We start from the raw sequence: 17,460 nt of genomic DNA, 5'->3' as shown, positions 1-17,460 counted from the left end.
GATTTGCCACTCATGACTGCATGAGAGACACAGTCGTTCAGGCTGATTCTCTTCAAGGACACATCCGCCCAATGCAACCTCATTACGTTCTGCCATCTCGAATAGTTCGTGGGATGGCATGCCGTAGATGATGTCCACGCCTTCTTTGGCTTTACAGCTAGGACAGATGTATTTGCGGGGTGTTGGCATTTTGATGGTTACAGCGTTTGTATGAGTTCGTTAATTGCAGATGCTTTCCACACTTTGCCTAGGTCAGACTCATTGTTAACACGTCCACTGTAGACACCGATGAACCGTTCAGCAGGTTCATTCATGATGGCAAAAGTGCCAACTGCTATTGGTATGGAACCACTCCCGTGGTAGGCCACAACAGGAGAACCTGATTGACCTTCACGTGAACGGCAATCAATTAGTTGAATAGGCATCCCCTCTGCATCGATAGACGGTTCGGAGGCAATAAAGCCAGTTGCCCAGATGGGATAGCCATCAGTTTTCAAACCGAATGGGAAACCAATGACACTGACAGGGTCTGCGGGACAAATAAGAAAGTTATGCCCAACATTTTGAGGGTCATAAACATGTAAGTCCACGTCCTCAAGTGATTGCAATCTCAAGGCCACGAAATCTGCATTTGCACCCAACACTGGGTGTTCAACCCAACACGGAATGTCATCCACAAGCACTTTTTCAACTCGATGCGCCCATTCGCCTAGCTTGCCTTTTTTATTGTGATGAATCACTACCTCATTTGGTATGGATGCATACCTCGAAAGAAGCTTGTCGGTATCTTGGTGTCGTCCAGTAAAGTTGTGCCTTGCCGTAATTAGGACTGGTGCCCCACTTTTTGCGAAAACAACAAAACCCGTTCCGCAGGAGAGATTCTGTCCATCGAATCGCATCTGCAAATACAGGGATTTCAAAGTGGGCTTGGCAATAGTGTTCATATGACCTTTCCTTGAGTCTTTTGATTGACCTGAATCATTTAGATGTCTTGTATAGCGGATGTAGTCCAGCCTTGATAACGCACAACTCCCATAGACCAGAAGGCATCCGCCTTTGACCAGCTTCCCAGAGTTGCCAAGCTCTCAGGGTGACGTGAACCATTTCGGCGGCTTCTTTCTGGGTGTAACCCAAGGATGTCCTGACTGTTTTGATCTTTTGTGGCGTCGGTGAGGTAATCATTGGCACTCCTGTTTGCGAACAATGTTCGCATAAATTTTGATTGAATGTTAAGGTTTAATACATAGCAAAACAGGAAGATTCAATGACTCCAGGTCCGACTTTAATTAAGAAATGCACCTCTTGTGGTGGGCACTTCCAGCAACGCACTATTGCCAGTGGCAATACTCGCAGGGCAAAGTTTTGGACTGATGGAAAGATGGAAGCCCCCATGTTTCCGAATGTGCCTGCTGCTGCTTCGTGCCCACATTGCAATTCTTTTGTCTGGCTGTATGAACTGGAAGAAATCGCCCACCTTGAAGGGAGCACCTTCAATGAAGAGTCGTCAAAGTTGCCTCATTACCAAGAACTGAATGCTGACCAATATTGGGAAGTTCTGGAGTCTGGTCAGTTGGGTGATGAGAAAGAAGTGTATTTGCGATTCACACTGTTTCAACTACTTAACGACGACAGACGGAATGATGAATTAAAGCAATACAGCCCAAAGGAGTTGGAGAACATTTCAGCATTGCTTGGATTGATGAATGAACGCAATGAAAGAGGCGTTCTGATTAAAGCTGAATTGCTTCGTTGTCTTGGTGAATTCAAAGAAGCAATGGCAGTTTTAGAGTTTGATTTTGGTTACGAATATGCGAAACAGGCAGAGTTAATCTACTCACTGGCTTTGCGTGAAGACTCCTACGTGAAGCGAATTCCAGAAGACGATGGAGAGCTTGCTGATGCTTGGAGTTATCGCAAAGAGACGAAAGGTTCAACAGCCTTGCCATATGATTCAAGTGGTCCTCCGCTGTTTCACATCAAGTCAACTGACGTATGGATAAAGATTCATGGAATGCTTCAACACGAATGGGCAATCCTTGAGCCGCACCATGATGGAAACGTAACCGTATATTTCTTCTACGACTGTGGCACAACAATGTTGAGATCGAAGCAATACACCAGCCTTCAACTTAGAAATAGGTATGCGGTAGTTGACTCTCTAGAGTTCAACTCTCTTGAGGATGCAATCAAGGGTCTGGAGCGAAATAGCTTTCGTAGACACGGAGATGGACCTATGGTCGGACTGGGAGAAATGCCCAAGGGGAACTATTACGACGCTCGTTCGTTCGAAGAGAGTTGCTTCTCAGATGGCATTGGATGGGTGAATGGAGAGGATGATGAATAGATTTGATGCTCACGGTCCAGTTGAGCAGACTTCAAGCGGTGCTTACGTTCTGTTCTCTGATGTGGAGGAAATGCGTGACTCATTGATTGAGTTCATTGGAAACTCATTTGATGCCGAAACTGGCAAAGGACTCACCAAGGATGAAACTCTCAAAGCTTTGGGAGTTTTCTTCAGACTGACGCTTGCAGAGTAGTAATGTCCTGTAACGCATGGAAACAGCACTTGAATTTGCGTTTGATGAAGCGAAAGGTAGGCATTGATGCATACAAAATTCAATGAAGAAATTAACGAGCTAGTAGAGATTTTGGAAGACTACGAGAAGTCGGCTCCATCTGCGATTGAGCTTGAGAAGATGACTCAAGCTATCAACGAATTGAACGACCTTCTTCCCACTCTTACAAACGAAGCAGACAAAGTTAGGGTTGGAAACATCAAAAAAACTTACTGTCGAATTGCTCTTGAAAAAATGGGGAAATCAGACAAGAGTGACGACAAGTTACTTGTTCTATACATTCGCCTCTTTATTAATCACCTCAACCCTGAGTTCCTAGAGATGCAAAAAAATCAACCACTACTTTTGAAGGGATGGAACGACTATTTGGACCAATGGCAAGAGATTGCTCAAATGGTCGATAGCTTCGTGAATGTAAGAGGCCTACGAATTGGTGAGAAAAGAGAATTAAGTTGAGATATGAAATACATCCGCAATACCCCTTGGCGAAGTGCCGAAGATAGAAGTGACATTTTGTATAGCCATACCATCATTGATAGCGATGGAGGCAGGCTTGCAAGAGTTATGCAACAACCCACTTCGGTGACAAAGTCCAAAGAGGTCACACGTCAAAAAGAGGCGGCAACAGCAAAACTTCTAGCGGCGGCACCAGAGCTTCATACGAAGTTGCTTGAGTGCGTTAGCTTCTTGGAACAAGAACGCAGAAGGATTGACCGTGCAATCAATGAAATGCATGAATTCTTGGCATCTATTGAGGGTGAATTTGCTGGAGAAGAATTCGAGGTGCCACCGTTAAAAGTGAATCCTGCGGCAATCGAAGGACGACTTGCGTTCCTTGAATCAATGAGAAAGAAGCCTTCATCTGATGAAGAGTGACTCGTGGGAAAATAATCACCATGAGTAGAGATGCAACAGAAACCAAAATCGATGCAACTGGGCTTAGATACAAGAGCAAAGTATCAGGCACTCCATTTGGCACACCCAGCAATGGGAATAGCACAATGAGTTGTATGAAGTGTGGTCAGCATAAACCACGTGCCATGGGCAGTTACAAACGTCTATTGAATAAAAGCCATTTTTTCTGCGGTGATTGCCGCCCCGTCGCAAAGTAGTCTGCGCTCAAGGGTATGGGGTCTCCCCCAGACTGAAGTTAGTGACGGCCGTCCTGTAGCGAACTTCGTTTTCAATGACTTTTATTTCATCCTGAGTCAGTTGCTCACGAATAACAACAGCATCGTGGACATTGGCAAGCAGTGTCTTGCCTAATTTTCTCAACTCATCTCGGACGATATTCATCATGTGTGTTTCGGCATGCTGATACAACCAAGCAATGACTTTCGGTTGACTGCGCCGACCAGATTGAGATTTAAGGATTTTGAGAGAATCGATGTCTGGATACTTGTTTCTGAAAGTTTCGCTGATGTAGTTGTCCAAAACTTGCTGTTCCAACTTAAATCGAACAACTGATGGTGACTTCAGAAACCTCTGCCGTTCATCTGGAAATTTAAAAATATCCATGATTGAAGTTTGCTTCTGAACTCCGTTTGAGCTAGTCCAAGTCGCCTCGACCATCTTTGCACCGAAGCTGAGAGAGGTCATTGTTTCTTTGATTTTTTCTGTTTTTTTATCTTCAGACCAAGTTGATTCCGAATCAAACGTGTCAGCAATCACTTGCTTGTAAAACTCTTTTTTGTAAAACAAATAATGCTCAGTTCCATAGAACTCATCACCCACAGATGCAATGGAATTGATTGAGTTCAAGTAGTCTTGAGCAAATGCATATTTCCAATTGGGGGCGCATGACTTGGCATCGTATTCAAATGATGTGCCGAGCATCGCCTTACGAAGAGTCTTATGAACACTTTGAACACTGTGCCCTTCATAGTAGATTCTTCCGAACTCACTTCGCTTCTTCTTCTGCGGGAGAAGATTGTTGTTGAGTTGGGCAATCCGAAGAATTGAGATTGCTTGCCGTGCGTTCGTTTCCTCTTGAAGAGGGGTCAAATTGTATTGACCAGCAACAATCATTCGAATGTAGTTTTCCAGTGAATGAACATCAATCTCAACAACGTCGTAGTCAATCAACCTTTGCTTCTTGGATAAATTGTTTGCTTCATCAATTATTGGTTGATATAGCGCAATGTCATCAGGTGAAGGTGTATTCAGAAAATGGTTGAACTGTGAAGCTGTCATCTTCCTCAAATTAGCAAGGCAGTTCTGCTCGACTAACTTAACTAATTTGGTGAACTTCACCAAAGAAATTTCCTTGGTGAAATTGTTTGCTTTACGAATATTGGGTTTGTCGTCAATCAAGTTCAACCCATTTATCAAAAGCCATTTGTGAACTCTTATGCCTCCTAATGGCGAAATCTGGCCACCGACATTGTGAAGTGGAGATAGTGCAAGGTCATAACATTTGAATCTCCAAGCCAGAACGGAAAGTCCCCGAGCTACAGACTTGTTTAGTTCGAGCTCAAGTGTTGATACATACTTTGTTAGGTATCCAAGAGCCTTGTCTTTCTTCTTGTCATTTAGCAACAAGCGCATAGTCGAAAGAACAACCCCGTTCACTTGTAGCTTAATCATCAGACGTGTCTTTCTTGGTTACGGTGTGCGGGGACAAGAGCACTCAAAAACCTAACGAACTTATAGAAAAGATATCTTCTCAGGTGAAGATGTATTCCTTGGAAATCTAACGACGAAGTTAAGTTCATATGTTGAGTGAAGCGATACATATGAATCTTAAGTGAAGGCGTTTTTGGTGGAGCGTAGCTCCCCAATTAACTGGTCTACTCATCCTTGGTTACTTGTTCCTGCATACCTATCCCTTGAATCTCTGTTCGGACCTGAGAGTCTGCGTCCTTCTTTTTTTTGACCGTTTTTTTTGAGTCTATGGATAAATATTTACATGCAAGAAAACAATACATTTATCCAACCAGAACCCCCATTTGAAGAGTTACTTTACGACGCAATGAAGAGATTGCACCCATGGCTAACAGTGAGACTGTTTTCGGTCACGTGTCTCGGCCGCAGTGAGGGGTATTGGTCATGCATATTGGCAAGGAAGCTACCTTTAGCCAACACAGCTTTGATAACGTTGAACGATTACCTCGAAACACAAAAAATAATACACGTCAGTGACCCAAAGAGGGTGTCGCAAATGAATGATATTCAGCAGATGATTGCAACGGAAATCGTGCGCAAGTTCAAGTCTAGTAATCAGGCTTCTATTGAGGGATGGGACAAAATTTCTCAAGCTTTAAGAGACGAGGCTTTCGACGAAAAGTATGGGTATATCGATTACCAATACATGCCATTTTCATGGGCAAAGTATTGATTTTTTGAGTCTGTTTTTCATTGGCAAAAGTAGCTCAAAATGGTAAAATTCATCTAAGGAGGTCGCACAAAGATAGCGACTATTTTTTATGATTTACGTAACAGCTACGGCTAAGTTCCAAACTACAAATAACTGCAATTTCGAAAACGAAAACCCACATCAATTTAGACTTAAATTGGATGACTATGTAACTAAGGAAGGATTGTTAAATTTATATTGTGCAATCCTTCATTCACTTCCTTCAGACACTCAGAGCTTTAAGTCCTGTCACTACTCAATTCCTTCGAGTAGCCACATTTTCAACAAATATAAATTCCATTTCGAACTCTACAATTTTGAAGAAGATTCGGTAATCGATGAGTGCCGATTAGAAGTTAAGACAAATGTTGAGTCGAATTTTAAAAATGCTCACCAATGGAAAATTGAGATAAGGTTGCTTAGTAACATTCATGGAGAAGTCAACCATGACTATCCAATAGATAGAGACTTGAATGCTCCATACAACTGGGATGCATTTATACAATCCCTCAAACAACGATGCTGTCTACTCTTCGTCAACACTAACTGGATAGTTTGAAACACATTTTTCTAGACTATGACGGCGTATGCCACCCAGCGCATCATCAGGTAAGCGAACGCTTCAATCGTGCACATCTACTGGATGAATGCCTTCGACCGTTTGCACGTAGTGTGGAAATCGTCGTCTCCAGTTCTTGGAGGTTTAGCTACAGTCCAGTTGAACTCAAGGCATTCCTACCAAAATGTCTTGCGAATCTGGTTGTCAATGTCACAGGTCCAGCCGTGGTTGGACGTCATGCACGTTTTAAAGAAATTCAAGCTTACGTTCGTGCATACGGAATCAAAGATTACAAAATAATCGATGACAGCAAGTTTGAATTTCCAGAAGCAGTTGGTGAAGCACTCATCTTGTGCAATTCTTCGATTGGCATCGACGCAGCACAAATCAAACAGTTGGAGAGTTGGTTGCGTCTGTAGGCCATAAGGCCGATTGGTGAAAATTGATTTGCGGGATACATTCCAGGCCTTTTTTGAACGCCTAGGAACCCCATGAGAGCAGTCATTTACACAGCCAACGCACCACTAACAGACATCATTGACCAGCATAAAGTTCTGAGTCAGTATGCAGAACAACACACAATGAAAATTGTGCGCTCATTCTCAGACACTGATATCTGGAACAAGCCTGCAAAATCTATCTCAGGCCTCATCAGTCTTGTGAAATCCGCAGAAGAACGTGTCATGGAATTGGTGCTTGTGCACGACATGGCACTGTTCGGCACATCAATCTCACATATGCTGAACCTCGTGCAGGTCCTGTCTAAGCATAAGGTGGGCGTCTACTTCTACAAACAATGCATCTCCACACACGGTGAGACTGGGCACGAAACAATGAAAGTGTTGTCGTATCTTGCAGAAGCCGAGACTCAAAAATGTAGTATTCGAATTCGTGCAGGTATGAGACAGGCCGAAGCCAATGGCGTTCGACTGGGACGCCCCTCGTTAATTAACGCATCAACGGAAACGTGCGTGGTCGAACTTAGGGCTCGTGGAATGAGTATTTCAAATATCGCTCGAACGGTGGGCGTGGGTGTTGGCACAACGTATCGCATTCTCCGTGAAGCAGAAGCCTTGGAATGCGCCTAGCGCCTCATCTGAATGGCTTGCACACATCGGTAGTTACCAAATTACGGAAAACATTTGGAATGGGGCTTAAAGCCCAGATTGGCACGATTCAGCCGACAGTCTGGCTCTGAAATCCGCCTTCCACCCCTTGTCTAAATACTTCTGACAACCAAAGAGAGGTCAGAAAGTATGAAAGCAGTCGAAATCGTCAACTACGTCATGGAGCAACGTGCGCTCCGCAAGCAATCTAACAATGTCTCAGTCGGGGACCGAGAGCCAGTCCCCAACCGTCCCCTGAAAAAGCGCAGAAAGCCCATAAACGGCCCCGTTCTTATGACTTTTTCGTGGCCGCACAGAGAAATCCTCATGGGTGACGCAGAAGCTTCCGAAAAGTAGCCTAGGTCGCCTCCCGAACATCTCTCCAGCCAAGGGGGTCGATAGGCCTAAAGTCCCAAGAAATATATGGATAATCCAAATGGGAAGCTTCCCCTCTGGGTGGGGTAACTTCCCATTTTTAAAATAATCCAATAATTCTCAGATTGACGACAAACGGGACATGATTACATCGTTTCATGCCAAGTTCTTCTCGCACGAACTTACTCGCAGACATGCCCCAAATGATGTTGGTCGGCTATCTCAGTCCTTGTTTGATGCAAGTGTTGATCTGAATCCTCACCAGATTGATGCGGCATTGTTCGCATTGAAGTCCCCTTTATCTAAGGGGGTCCTGCTTGCAGACGAGGTGGGTCTTGGTAAGACCATTGAGGCTGGCATCGTTCTTTGTCAGTATTGGTCAGAGAGAAGACGTAGGCTCATGGTCATTTGTCCAGCCTCGCTTCGCAAGCAATGGGCATTGGAGTTAGAAGAGAAGTTCAACCTACCTTCTGTAGTTTTGGATGCCAAAACGTCAAGAGATTTTCTGAAGAAGGGGCTATCACCTCTGAATCAAAAGGCAATCGTTGTTCTGTCATACAACTATGCCAACAAGATTCGTGAGGAACTGAAGTCGATTCAATGGAATTTGGTCGTCATCGACGAAGCCCACAAGCTGAGGAACGCATACAGAGAAAGTAACAAGATTGGTCAAGGTCTAAAGTGGGCTACGGAAGACTCTCGCAAGCTTTTATTGACAGCAACCCCACTTCAGAACTCATTGCTTGAGTTGTATGGCTTGTCAACCATGATTGATGAGCACATCTTTGGTGATGTAAACGCATTCCGAAGTCAATACGTGTCTTCTGGTGGTGACCTAGCTGGTCTAAGGGAGCGACTGGCAGGCTTCTGTCGTCGAACTCTTCGCAATCAAGTTACTGAATACATTCGCTACACCGAGCGGAAAGCCATCACAAGACCATTCAGACCTACAGATGATGAACACAAACTCTATGAGGCCGTGAGTGATTTTCTTTTGAGGGAAAGCAGTTATGCAATACCTCATCGCCAAAGGCACCTAACGGAACTCATCTTGCGGAAGCTCTTAGCTTCGTCGTCATCAGCGGTAGCAGGCACTCTTGAAACAATGAAGGTCCGTCTAGAGCAACTGCGAGACGAAAAAATTCAAGACGATCCTGAATTTGCTGAAGCACTCATCGCTGATGAGGACATGGAAAACGACCTCCTAGATGAAATTCTTGAACTACAAGAGTTCGAAGAAGAGGTGCCAAAGGCTGAGCATATTGACCGTAAAAAACTTAATGATGAAATCAAAGAACTTGAGTTGTTGGGTGATTTCGCTAGAAACATTGGCACTGACACTAAGTCAAGAAGTCTTCTAAGTGCACTCGATATTGGCTTTGAGCAAATGGCTCAGACAGGTGCTCAGAGAAAAGCGTTGGTGTTTACAGAGTCCCGAAGAACACAAAACTACCTCAAGGACTTTCTTGAAAGTAATGGCTACAAAGGACAAGTGGTGCTTTTTAGCGGCACTAACAATAGTCCTGAAGCATCAGCCATCTACGAAGCATGGCTAAAGAACAATCAAAGCGGTGGACGAATCACAGACTCTCGGGATATTGATATCAGAACTGCATTGATTGAATATTTCAGAGACACCGGAACTATTCTCATTGCTACTGAGGCCGCCGCTGAAGGTGTAAACATTCAGTTCTGTTCCTTGGTAATTAACTATGACTTGCCATGGAACCCTCAGAGAGTTGAACAGCGAATTGGTCGTTGCCACCGCTATGGCCAAAAGCATGATGTGGTTGTAATCAACTTTTTGAATGAAAGAAATCAAGCAGACAGGAGAGTTCTTGAACTGCTGACTGAAAAGTTCAATCTCTTCAACGGTGTGTTTGGTGCGTCAGATGAGGTGCTCGGTAGCATTGAATCTGGCGTTGACTTCGAAAAGCGAATACTGACCATCTATCAAGAATGTCGAACACCCGAAGAAATTGAAGTTGCATTTAAAGCACTTCAAAAAGAAATGGATGAGAAGATTCAGGCAAGGATGAGCGACACGAGGCGTCTCTTGCTTGAGAACTTTGATGAAGATGTTCATGAGCGATTGAAAATTCAGCTTTCGGATGCTAAGGCTCAGTTAGATAAATTTAGCAAAAGGTTTTGGACTGTGACCCAGTTCATGCTGGACAAGTCGGCCAAGTTCGATGATTCAGACCTTTCATTTGAATTAATTAAGTCGCCTGCCAATGAAATTCCAAATGGTCACTACCATCTAATTTCTAAGTCTTCACCAAAAGCTGTGGACCGAGAAGAGGCTGACTATGGTTCCTATCTGTATCGGCTTTCACATCCATTGGGTGAGCACGTAATCGATACAGGCAAGAAGTTGGATACACCGCCTGCAAAGGTTGTGTTCAACATCAGCAAGCACCCAACAAGACTTCACATTGTTGAGTCGCTTCGTGGAAAAACTGGTTATTTGACCTTAAAGATGCTGTCAGTTGAGAGCTACGAACGAGAAGAATATTTACTCTTCTCTGGCATTGAGGCTGATGGCACTCCGATGGAGCACGAGGCATGTGAGAAACTGTTCAATTGCATGGCGGAAAGTTGTCAAGCTGTGACCATTTCAGAGTCAATTGTCAGCAGGCTACACGCTGAATCGGAACGGCATGCGAAAGCGACAATCAGTCAATCACTAGAGGAAAACAATAAGCACTTCAATGAGGCACGTGAAAAGCTTGAGAAGTGGGCTGATGATTTGGTGTTGGCGGCTGAAAGAGCATTGAGAGATACCAAAGAACAAATCAAATTGGCACAGAGACAAGCGAGAGTAGCAACTACTCTTGATGAACAGCATGAGATTCAACAGAAGGTTCAAAAATTAGAAAAGTTGCAAAGAAAGCAACGACAAGAAATTTTCCAAGTTGAAGACGAAATTATTGTCAAGCGAGATGGCTTGATTGAGGCGCTTGAAAAGCGTCTGACACAGAAAACAGAAACCCAAACCCTGTTCACAATTGAGTGGGCTGTGGTTTAAACAATCCGAGAAGAGTTGAGATGAGCAAATACGATGATTTGGTTCGCAAGCTGAAAGAGATTTTTCAGATTGACCGACCTGAACTGGACTTCGGCGTCTACCGAATCCTTAATGCTCGTTCCTCCGAGGTGAACGACTATCTTGAACACGGTCTAAAAAACAAAGTTGTCCAGAGTTTGGCTGAGTCAGGAGCCGAAAATTTAGAAGCACTTCAAAAAGAGTTAACTGAGAAGATTTCGCAATACAAATCTGATGGAATGAATCCTGATGACGTGCCAAAGGTTAAGGAACTTAAAAAGAAAATTGCTGACCTAAATTCAGGTGGCGTTGAACATGAAAATGCAATCTTTACCCACCTGTTGACATTTTTCTCTCGTTACTACGACAAAGGTGACTTCATAAGTCAAAGACGCTTCAAGGGTGACACCTATGCAATTCCATACGGCGGTGAAGAAGTGGTGTTGCACTGGGCGAACAAGGAGCAGTATTACACCAAGAGCGGTGAAAACTTTTCTAACTACGGATTCAAACTTGATGATGGACGTTCCGTAAAGTTCAAGCTTGTTGCGGCTGATACAGCTAAAGACAATCGCAAAGACAACGACAAAGACCGACTATTTGTCTTAGTTGATTCTCAGACACGAATTTTAAAAGATGAATTCGGTGAGGAATATGAAATAACTGTTCAACCAATTGATGAGACTGATGGCGAACTAACTATCAACTTCGACTACAAAGCAATGGCCAAAGGCACCAAGCAAGATTCGTTGGTCCTAAAAGCTGTTGATGCACTACTTTCGAATCCAACAATACAGAGTCGTTGGTTGGAATTAGGGAGAAGAGAGCCAACTGAAAAGAATCCTCAGAGAACATTGTTGGAAAAATGCCTGACAAGTTACACGACGAAAAATCAAGCTGATTACTTCATCCATAAAAATCTTGGGCACTTTCTGCGCCGTGAACTCGATTTCTACATCAAAAACGAAGTCGTCAATTTGGATGATATTCAATCAATAGAGAGCATTTCTTCTATCGATAAAACACTTGCTCTAGTGAGAAATCTAAGAGTAATAGCAAGTGATTTGATAACCTTTTTGGCCCAATTGGAAGACTTTCAAAAGAAGCTGTGGCTCAAAAAGAAGTTCGTAGTGAGCACTCAATACTGCATCACATTGGATAGAGTCCCCGAATCTCTTTACCCAATCATTGCAAGTAACGCTTCACAATGGACGCAGTGGAAAGAGCTTGGACTGCTTAGTGAAGTTGATAATGAATTGTTCAACAATGCAAAGCAAGGAACTGCCGAGTATCTTAAAAATCATCAATTTTTGATGGTTGATACGGCTTTGTTTGAGTCCTCGTTTAAATCGTCATTGCTTGCATCTATTCACAATCTTGATGAAGAGCTTGATGGCCTACTAATTCATAGTGATAACTTTCAAGCACTCAACTTACTGCAAGAAAAATACAAAGAACAAATCAAGAGTGTTTACATAGACCCGCCTTACAACACTGATGCATCGGAAATCATCTATAAAAATGGTTTTAAAAATTCATCGTGGGCATCAATGTTGATGGATAGATTGGAGCTATCCAAGAACCTGATGAGAAATGATGGTGTCTTATGTGCAACGATTGATGATTTTGAATTCTTGAGGCTTAGGTATTTGATTGAGTCATGCTTTGGCAAAGATTCGATGCTGGGTGTGGCTGTTATTAAAAACAATCCATCTGGAAGGTCTACAGCTAAGGGCTTCTCAATTGCTCACGAATACGGAATTTTTGTGGGCAAAACAGAGGATGTATCAGTCGGTCGATTGAATCATTCTGAGCAACAAATTTCTCGGTATAAATTTTCTGACGAAGGCGGTGCTTTTGAATGGGTGAACTTTAGAAAGCATGGTGGTGCAAATGCAAATCGGTATGCTCGTAGAAAACTTTTCTATCCGATTTTCATTTCAGAGACGACTGGGGTTAGGTTTCCACAAATGGAGTGGAATTCGACAACGGAAGAATGGAACTTGCTGGAACAACCTATAGGTGATGAGTCGATAACCTACCCAGTCAATCCTGATGGTGAAGAGAAAACATGGAAATGGGGACACGAGTCAGCACGTGCTGCTTTGTCAGAGTTCTCCGTTCGTCTAGACCAAACAGGTAAGCCTGGTGTCTACAAGAAAGCCCGTTTAAATATTGAAGGAACATTACCTCTTACCGTGTGGGATAAGAAAGAATATTCATCTACTGAGTATGGAACAAACTATTTGAAACGGCTATTTGGAGCCTCAGAAATGTTTTCGTTTCCAAAATCTATTCATGCTGTGGAAGACTCGCTAAGGGTGTGTCAAGCAGATTCGGATGCGATTGTTCTTGATTACTTTGGGGGTTCTGGCACAACAGCAGATGCCACGATTGCATTGAATAGGTCTGATTCAGGAAGTCGAAAATTCATCTTGATTGAACAAGGTGACTACTTTGACAAGGTGACGAAGCCAAGAATTCAAAAGGTGGTTTTCTCTCCAGAATGGAAGGATGGAAAACCTTTGAACTCTGAGCTAGGAGTCTCATGTGGTTTCAAGGTTATCAAGCTTGAAAGTTACGAGGACACTCTAAATAATTTAGCCTTAAGTCGCAGCACGACACAAGAGAGCTTACTTAAGTCAATGTCAAAAGAGGCACAGCAAGACTATCTATTGAGGTATTTGCTTGATGTGGAAAGTCGAGGTTCATTGTTGTCGGTAACAGACTTCAAGAATCCGTTCGACTTCAAGCTCAAGTTGTCAATTGATTCGGCGGGTGCTTTCGAAGAGAGGCATGTTGACTTAGTAGAAACATTCAACTATCTCATTGGTTTGAATGTTAAGCACATTGATATGAAGCTGGAGATGGGATTCGCAACAGTCTCGGGCAAATTACCAAATGGTGAAAAAGCACTTATTGTTTGGAGAGATTCCGAACAAGTTGACTACGAGAAACTAAATCGCCTGTGTGAGAAATTGGCAATCAACCCTGCTGATAGCGAATTCGATGTTGTCTATATCAATGGTGACCACAATATTCCAACAGTCTTTTCCAGCACTGAGTCCGAGGGTGGTGTTACCAAAACTTTGAAAATTCGCCAAATTGAGTCTGAGTTTATGACTCGCATGTTCAGCATGGATGCTTAAAGATGGCAAGCTTTCATAAGCAACTCGTTCTTAATCAATGGTGCTTGAGTTTCTTCAAGGGTGGAAGCCTGCAAGGACTTAAGTTTCGACTTGGTGAAGATAGACACGAAGGAATTGATGAAGATGGTCAAACATGCTTCTTCCATGAGCTAACCCACAATCTTTTTGAGGTTGACCTCATCAGTGAGCAAGAACTAAGGCGTTATGACTTAAACATCGTCCATCACTGGAACGTCATCACCGAGCGCAGGAACAAGCTTGAGGGAACAACCCTCAACATGAAGTATTTTCAATACTTGTCATTGTTGTTCACTGAAATTTACTTGGACTGGTATTTCAACAGGCCTCAACAGTTGCTTGATGGCCTTAACGAGCAACTGAAAAAATACAATGCCACCGCTGAAGTTGATAACAGATTTCAGTCGTTTCAAGCGGATGAGCTAAACAAGCTGGCATTTTGGAATGCAACGGGCAGTGGCAAGACTTTGCTTCTACACGTGAACATCCATCAGTATCTTCATTACTTCCAAAAAGGTCGTGACGTCTACCCTGACAAGATTATTCTCCTCACGCCAAATGAAGGTTTGTCTCGTCAGCACTTGGGTGAACTGAATCTTTCTGGATTTGGTTTCAGCCGTTTATTCGACAAAAATCGCAGTGGTGTCTTTAAAGGCACGATTGAAATTATTGACATCAACAAGCTTGGCGATGAAATGGGCGACAAGACTGTCGCAGTCGAAGCATTTGAAGGTAGGAACTTAGTTTTGGTTGACGAAGGTCACCGAGGAACAGGAACTGCCGCTGGTGCGTGGATGTCACGTCGTGAATCATTGGTGCGTGGTGGTTTCGCATTTGAGTATTCGGCGACATTCGGACAAGCAGTTTCCAAGGGGCTCACTGTCGAGAAGGCGGAGCTTGAATTGGCGAAAAAGAAAGCCAAACTGCTTTTCGAAACAACCAATCTCAAAAAATTGGATGACGGTCAGAAGGCTCAACTATCGCTCAACTCAGAAGAAAAGCGACGAGCTAGAACCTTGGCGACCCGTGAGGTTTACGCCAAGAACATTCTGTTTGACTACTCCTACAAGTATTTCTATGAGGATGGTTACGGCAAAGAGTCTCTCATCCTGAACCTCAAAGATGAAGACTACAGTCAAGAAGATGTAGCTCGTCAATATTTCACGGCTTGCTTGCTGAGTTTCTACCAACAGCAATTTTTGTGGGATACCAATCGTGAACGATTAACAGACTTCAACATCGAGAAACCACTTTGGGTCTTTGTTGGCAACACTGTGTCTGGTGAAGATTCGGACATCCTCAATGTGCTCCGCTTCTTTGCAGGATTCTTGAATGAAGAATCTCAGGCCAAGGTTTGGCTCAAGGATTTGATTGGTAACACTGCTCGTCTACTGGATGGCAAGGGTCGTAACATCTTTCATGACCGCTTTACACCACTAATGGAGTTTAGTGTCGATGAGGTTTACAGCGGAATTCTCAAACGATTGTTCAATGCTGATGCCAAACAAAGATTGAAAGTTGTTAACCTAAAAAATAGCAAAGGTGAATTGGTTCTACGTGTTGGAGAGTCAGAGCCATTCGGTCTTATTAACATTGGCGACGATGCTGGCTTCTTCAAGGAAGCTGAAAGTGATGAAAACGCCGAGATTTTTGACGCTGAAGCAGATGACTTCGGGGGTTCAGCCTTTGGAACTCTCAACAACAAAGACAGTCAGCTAAATGTTCTGATTGGCTCTCGCAAGTTCACCGAAGGCTGGAGTAGCTGGAGGGTTTCCACGATGGGCTTGCTCAACATGGGCAAGGGTGAAGGCTCCCAAATCATTCAATTGTTTGGTCGAGGTGTTCGTTTGAAGGGTAAAGATTACTCTCTTAAGCGAAGCACACCAGCGCAAAGACCAAAAGGTGCCAATCTAGAACGATTGGAAACTTTAAACATTTTTGGTGTTAATGCTGGCTACATGGCCGCTTTCAAAGACTATCTCAAAGAAGAAGGCATCACGCCTTCGGACGAAATCATTGAGTTAGATTTTGAGACTCGTCCTAATCTTCCCAAAAATAAACTAAAGACACTCTCACTCAAAGACGGTTACAAAGACAATCAGGTCAATGGTTTTAAGCGCACTCACTACCCTTGGCTGTATGAAACGCCTGAAGAGTTCGTAGGCAAAATCAAAGAAGCACACATCAGCTTAGACCTTTACCCCAAACTGGAGGCTTTGGCTACTCAGGACAAAGCTAATGCCAGCGAAGGCAACATCCGTCACATGGGCAAAATTGCCGCTGAAACGATGGCGCTTTTTGACTTCGACCGAATTTATCTTGCTATTCAGGAATACAAGCTTCTAAAGAGTTGGAGCAATCTACGACTAGCTCGTGAAAAACTGATGGACTTTTGCTTGAGTCGAAATGACTGGTATACCTTGTTCATTCCTAAAGCAGAACTTGAAATTCGACAGTTCTCTGATGTCCAAAAGCAAGAGGACATCTTGATTCGTCTTCTCCAAGACTACACAGACAGGTTCTACAAGTCTCTCAAGACAGCTTATGAAGGTCAGTTCTATGACATCGTAAATGTCAAGGAAGATGACGAAACCTTGCTTAAGGTCTATCAGTTTGAAATTGAAGACACCGCCGAAGGTGAGGCTTACGAGAAGAAACTTAAAGTCTTGCAGGAATTGGTTAATGCAGGAAACCTTGGTGAAGCCAGCAAGTGGAATGCGGGACAAATGGTTGCCATATGCTTTGACAGCCATCTCTACTATCCATTGTTTGCAATTGAAGGTGCAGTGCCTTTAAAGATGCGCCCACTGTCCTTTGATGCACCAAGTGAAGTTCAATTCATACGAGACCTTGAAGCGTTCTATCAATCTGAACTCGGACGGCAAGTAATTGGAAAAAGAAGTCTTTACTTGCTTAGGAACGCAGACACCAAAGCCAAAGGACTGGGTTTTGCTCTGGCTGGCAACTTCTATCCAGACTATCTGCTGTGGCTCGTTGACGATGAAACAGGTGAGCAATGCTTGAACTTCATCGACCCTAAGGGTATTCGTCAGATGAATCTGACGGACCCGAAATTAGGTCTCTACAAAGAAGTGAAAGTTCTAGAGGAAAAGTTGGCAGACCCTAAGTTATCACTTAATGCCTTCATTTTGTCTGGCACTTCATTTGCGGACCTGCTAAATGTCACATGCAAGAAATCAGACCTTGAAGAGAGAAATGTCCTGTTCATGGAAGAAGGTTCATCTGTGTATCTAAAGAAGCTATTTGAGAAGATTT

Annotated in this window: 12 protein-coding genes; 10 read left to right on the top strand and 2 right to left on the bottom strand. The window is 43.4% G+C overall.

The window, feature by feature from the left end; all coding sequences use genetic code 11:
• Window positions 1-197 precede the first annotated feature (197 nt).
• Entirely contained in the window at window positions 198-944 is a 747-nt protein-coding gene (locus B9Z35_RS12810; protein WP_108284108.1) for a trypsin-like peptidase domain-containing protein, read from the bottom strand.
• A gap of 320 nt (window positions 945-1,264) precedes the next feature.
• Here B9Z35_RS12810 and B9Z35_RS12800 point away from each other — a divergent pair, with 320 nt between their 5' ends.
• The 4 genes from B9Z35_RS12800 (at window position 1,265) to B9Z35_RS12785 (ending at window position 3,452) form a co-directional block, all read left to right on the top strand.
• Window positions 1,265-2,344: a hypothetical protein gene (locus B9Z35_RS12800; protein WP_146179001.1), complete on the top strand. Its 1,080-nt coding sequence runs from the start codon at window positions 1,265-1,267 to the stop codon at window positions 2,342-2,344.
• Complete coding sequence (locus tag B9Z35_RS12795) at window positions 2,337-2,537, top strand: hypothetical protein (RefSeq protein WP_108284105.1); 201 nt, start codon at window positions 2,337-2,339, stop codon at window positions 2,535-2,537. Before B9Z35_RS12800 ends, B9Z35_RS12795 begins: the two co-directional genes overlap by 8 nt.
• A 66-nt stretch (window positions 2,538-2,603) precedes the next feature.
• Window positions 2,604-3,032, top strand: coding sequence for a hypothetical protein (locus B9Z35_RS12790; protein ID WP_108284104.1), 429 nt, complete (start codon window positions 2,604-2,606; stop codon window positions 3,030-3,032).
• Between the two features lie 3 nt (window positions 3,033-3,035).
• Entirely contained in the window at window positions 3,036-3,452 is a 417-nt protein-coding gene (locus B9Z35_RS12785) for a hypothetical protein (protein WP_108284103.1), read from the top strand.
• A 243-nt stretch (window positions 3,453-3,695) separates the two neighbouring features.
• On the opposite strand, the gene B9Z35_RS12775 is transcribed toward B9Z35_RS12785, so the two are convergent.
• On the bottom strand, window positions 3,696-5,162 hold the full coding sequence (locus tag B9Z35_RS12775) for a hypothetical protein (protein WP_108284102.1): 1,467 nt from the start codon (window positions 5,160-5,162) through the stop codon (window positions 3,696-3,698).
• A gap of 322 nt (window positions 5,163-5,484) precedes the next feature.
• On the opposite strand from B9Z35_RS12775, the gene B9Z35_RS12770 reads away from it, so the two are divergent.
• The 6 genes from B9Z35_RS12770 to B9Z35_RS12735 form a co-directional block, all read left to right on the top strand.
• Window positions 5,485-5,913, top strand: a complete 429-nt coding sequence (locus B9Z35_RS12770; RefSeq protein WP_108284101.1) for a hypothetical protein — start codon at window positions 5,485-5,487, stop codon at window positions 5,911-5,913.
• Between the two features lie 573 nt (window positions 5,914-6,486).
• Window positions 6,487-6,909, top strand: coding sequence for an HAD domain-containing protein (locus tag B9Z35_RS12940; protein ID WP_146179000.1), 423 nt, complete (start codon window positions 6,487-6,489; stop codon window positions 6,907-6,909).
• Between the two features lie 72 nt (window positions 6,910-6,981).
• Window positions 6,982-7,578: a recombinase family protein gene (locus B9Z35_RS12755; RefSeq protein ID WP_108284098.1), complete on the top strand. Its 597-nt coding sequence runs from the start codon at window positions 6,982-6,984 to the stop codon at window positions 7,576-7,578.
• A gap of 535 nt (window positions 7,579-8,113) precedes the next feature.
• Entirely contained in the window at window positions 8,114-10,999 is a 2,886-nt protein-coding gene (locus tag B9Z35_RS12745) for an SNF2-related protein (protein WP_108284096.1), read from the top strand.
• Between the two features lie 20 nt (window positions 11,000-11,019).
• Window positions 11,020-14,166, top strand: coding sequence for a site-specific DNA-methyltransferase (locus B9Z35_RS12740; protein WP_108284095.1), 3,147 nt, complete (start codon window positions 11,020-11,022; stop codon window positions 14,164-14,166).
• A 2-nt stretch (window positions 14,167-14,168) separates the two neighbouring features.
• The coding region (locus B9Z35_RS12735; RefSeq protein ID WP_108284094.1) for a DEAD/DEAH box helicase family protein at window positions 14,169-17,460 on the top strand (3,292 nt) is incomplete at its 3' end.

The organism is Limnohabitans sp. Jir61 (assembly GCF_003063545.1).
Classification (GTDB): domain Bacteria; phylum Pseudomonadota; class Gammaproteobacteria; order Burkholderiales; family Burkholderiaceae_C; genus Limnohabitans.
This window is presented reverse-complemented; position numbering and strand designations above follow the sequence as displayed.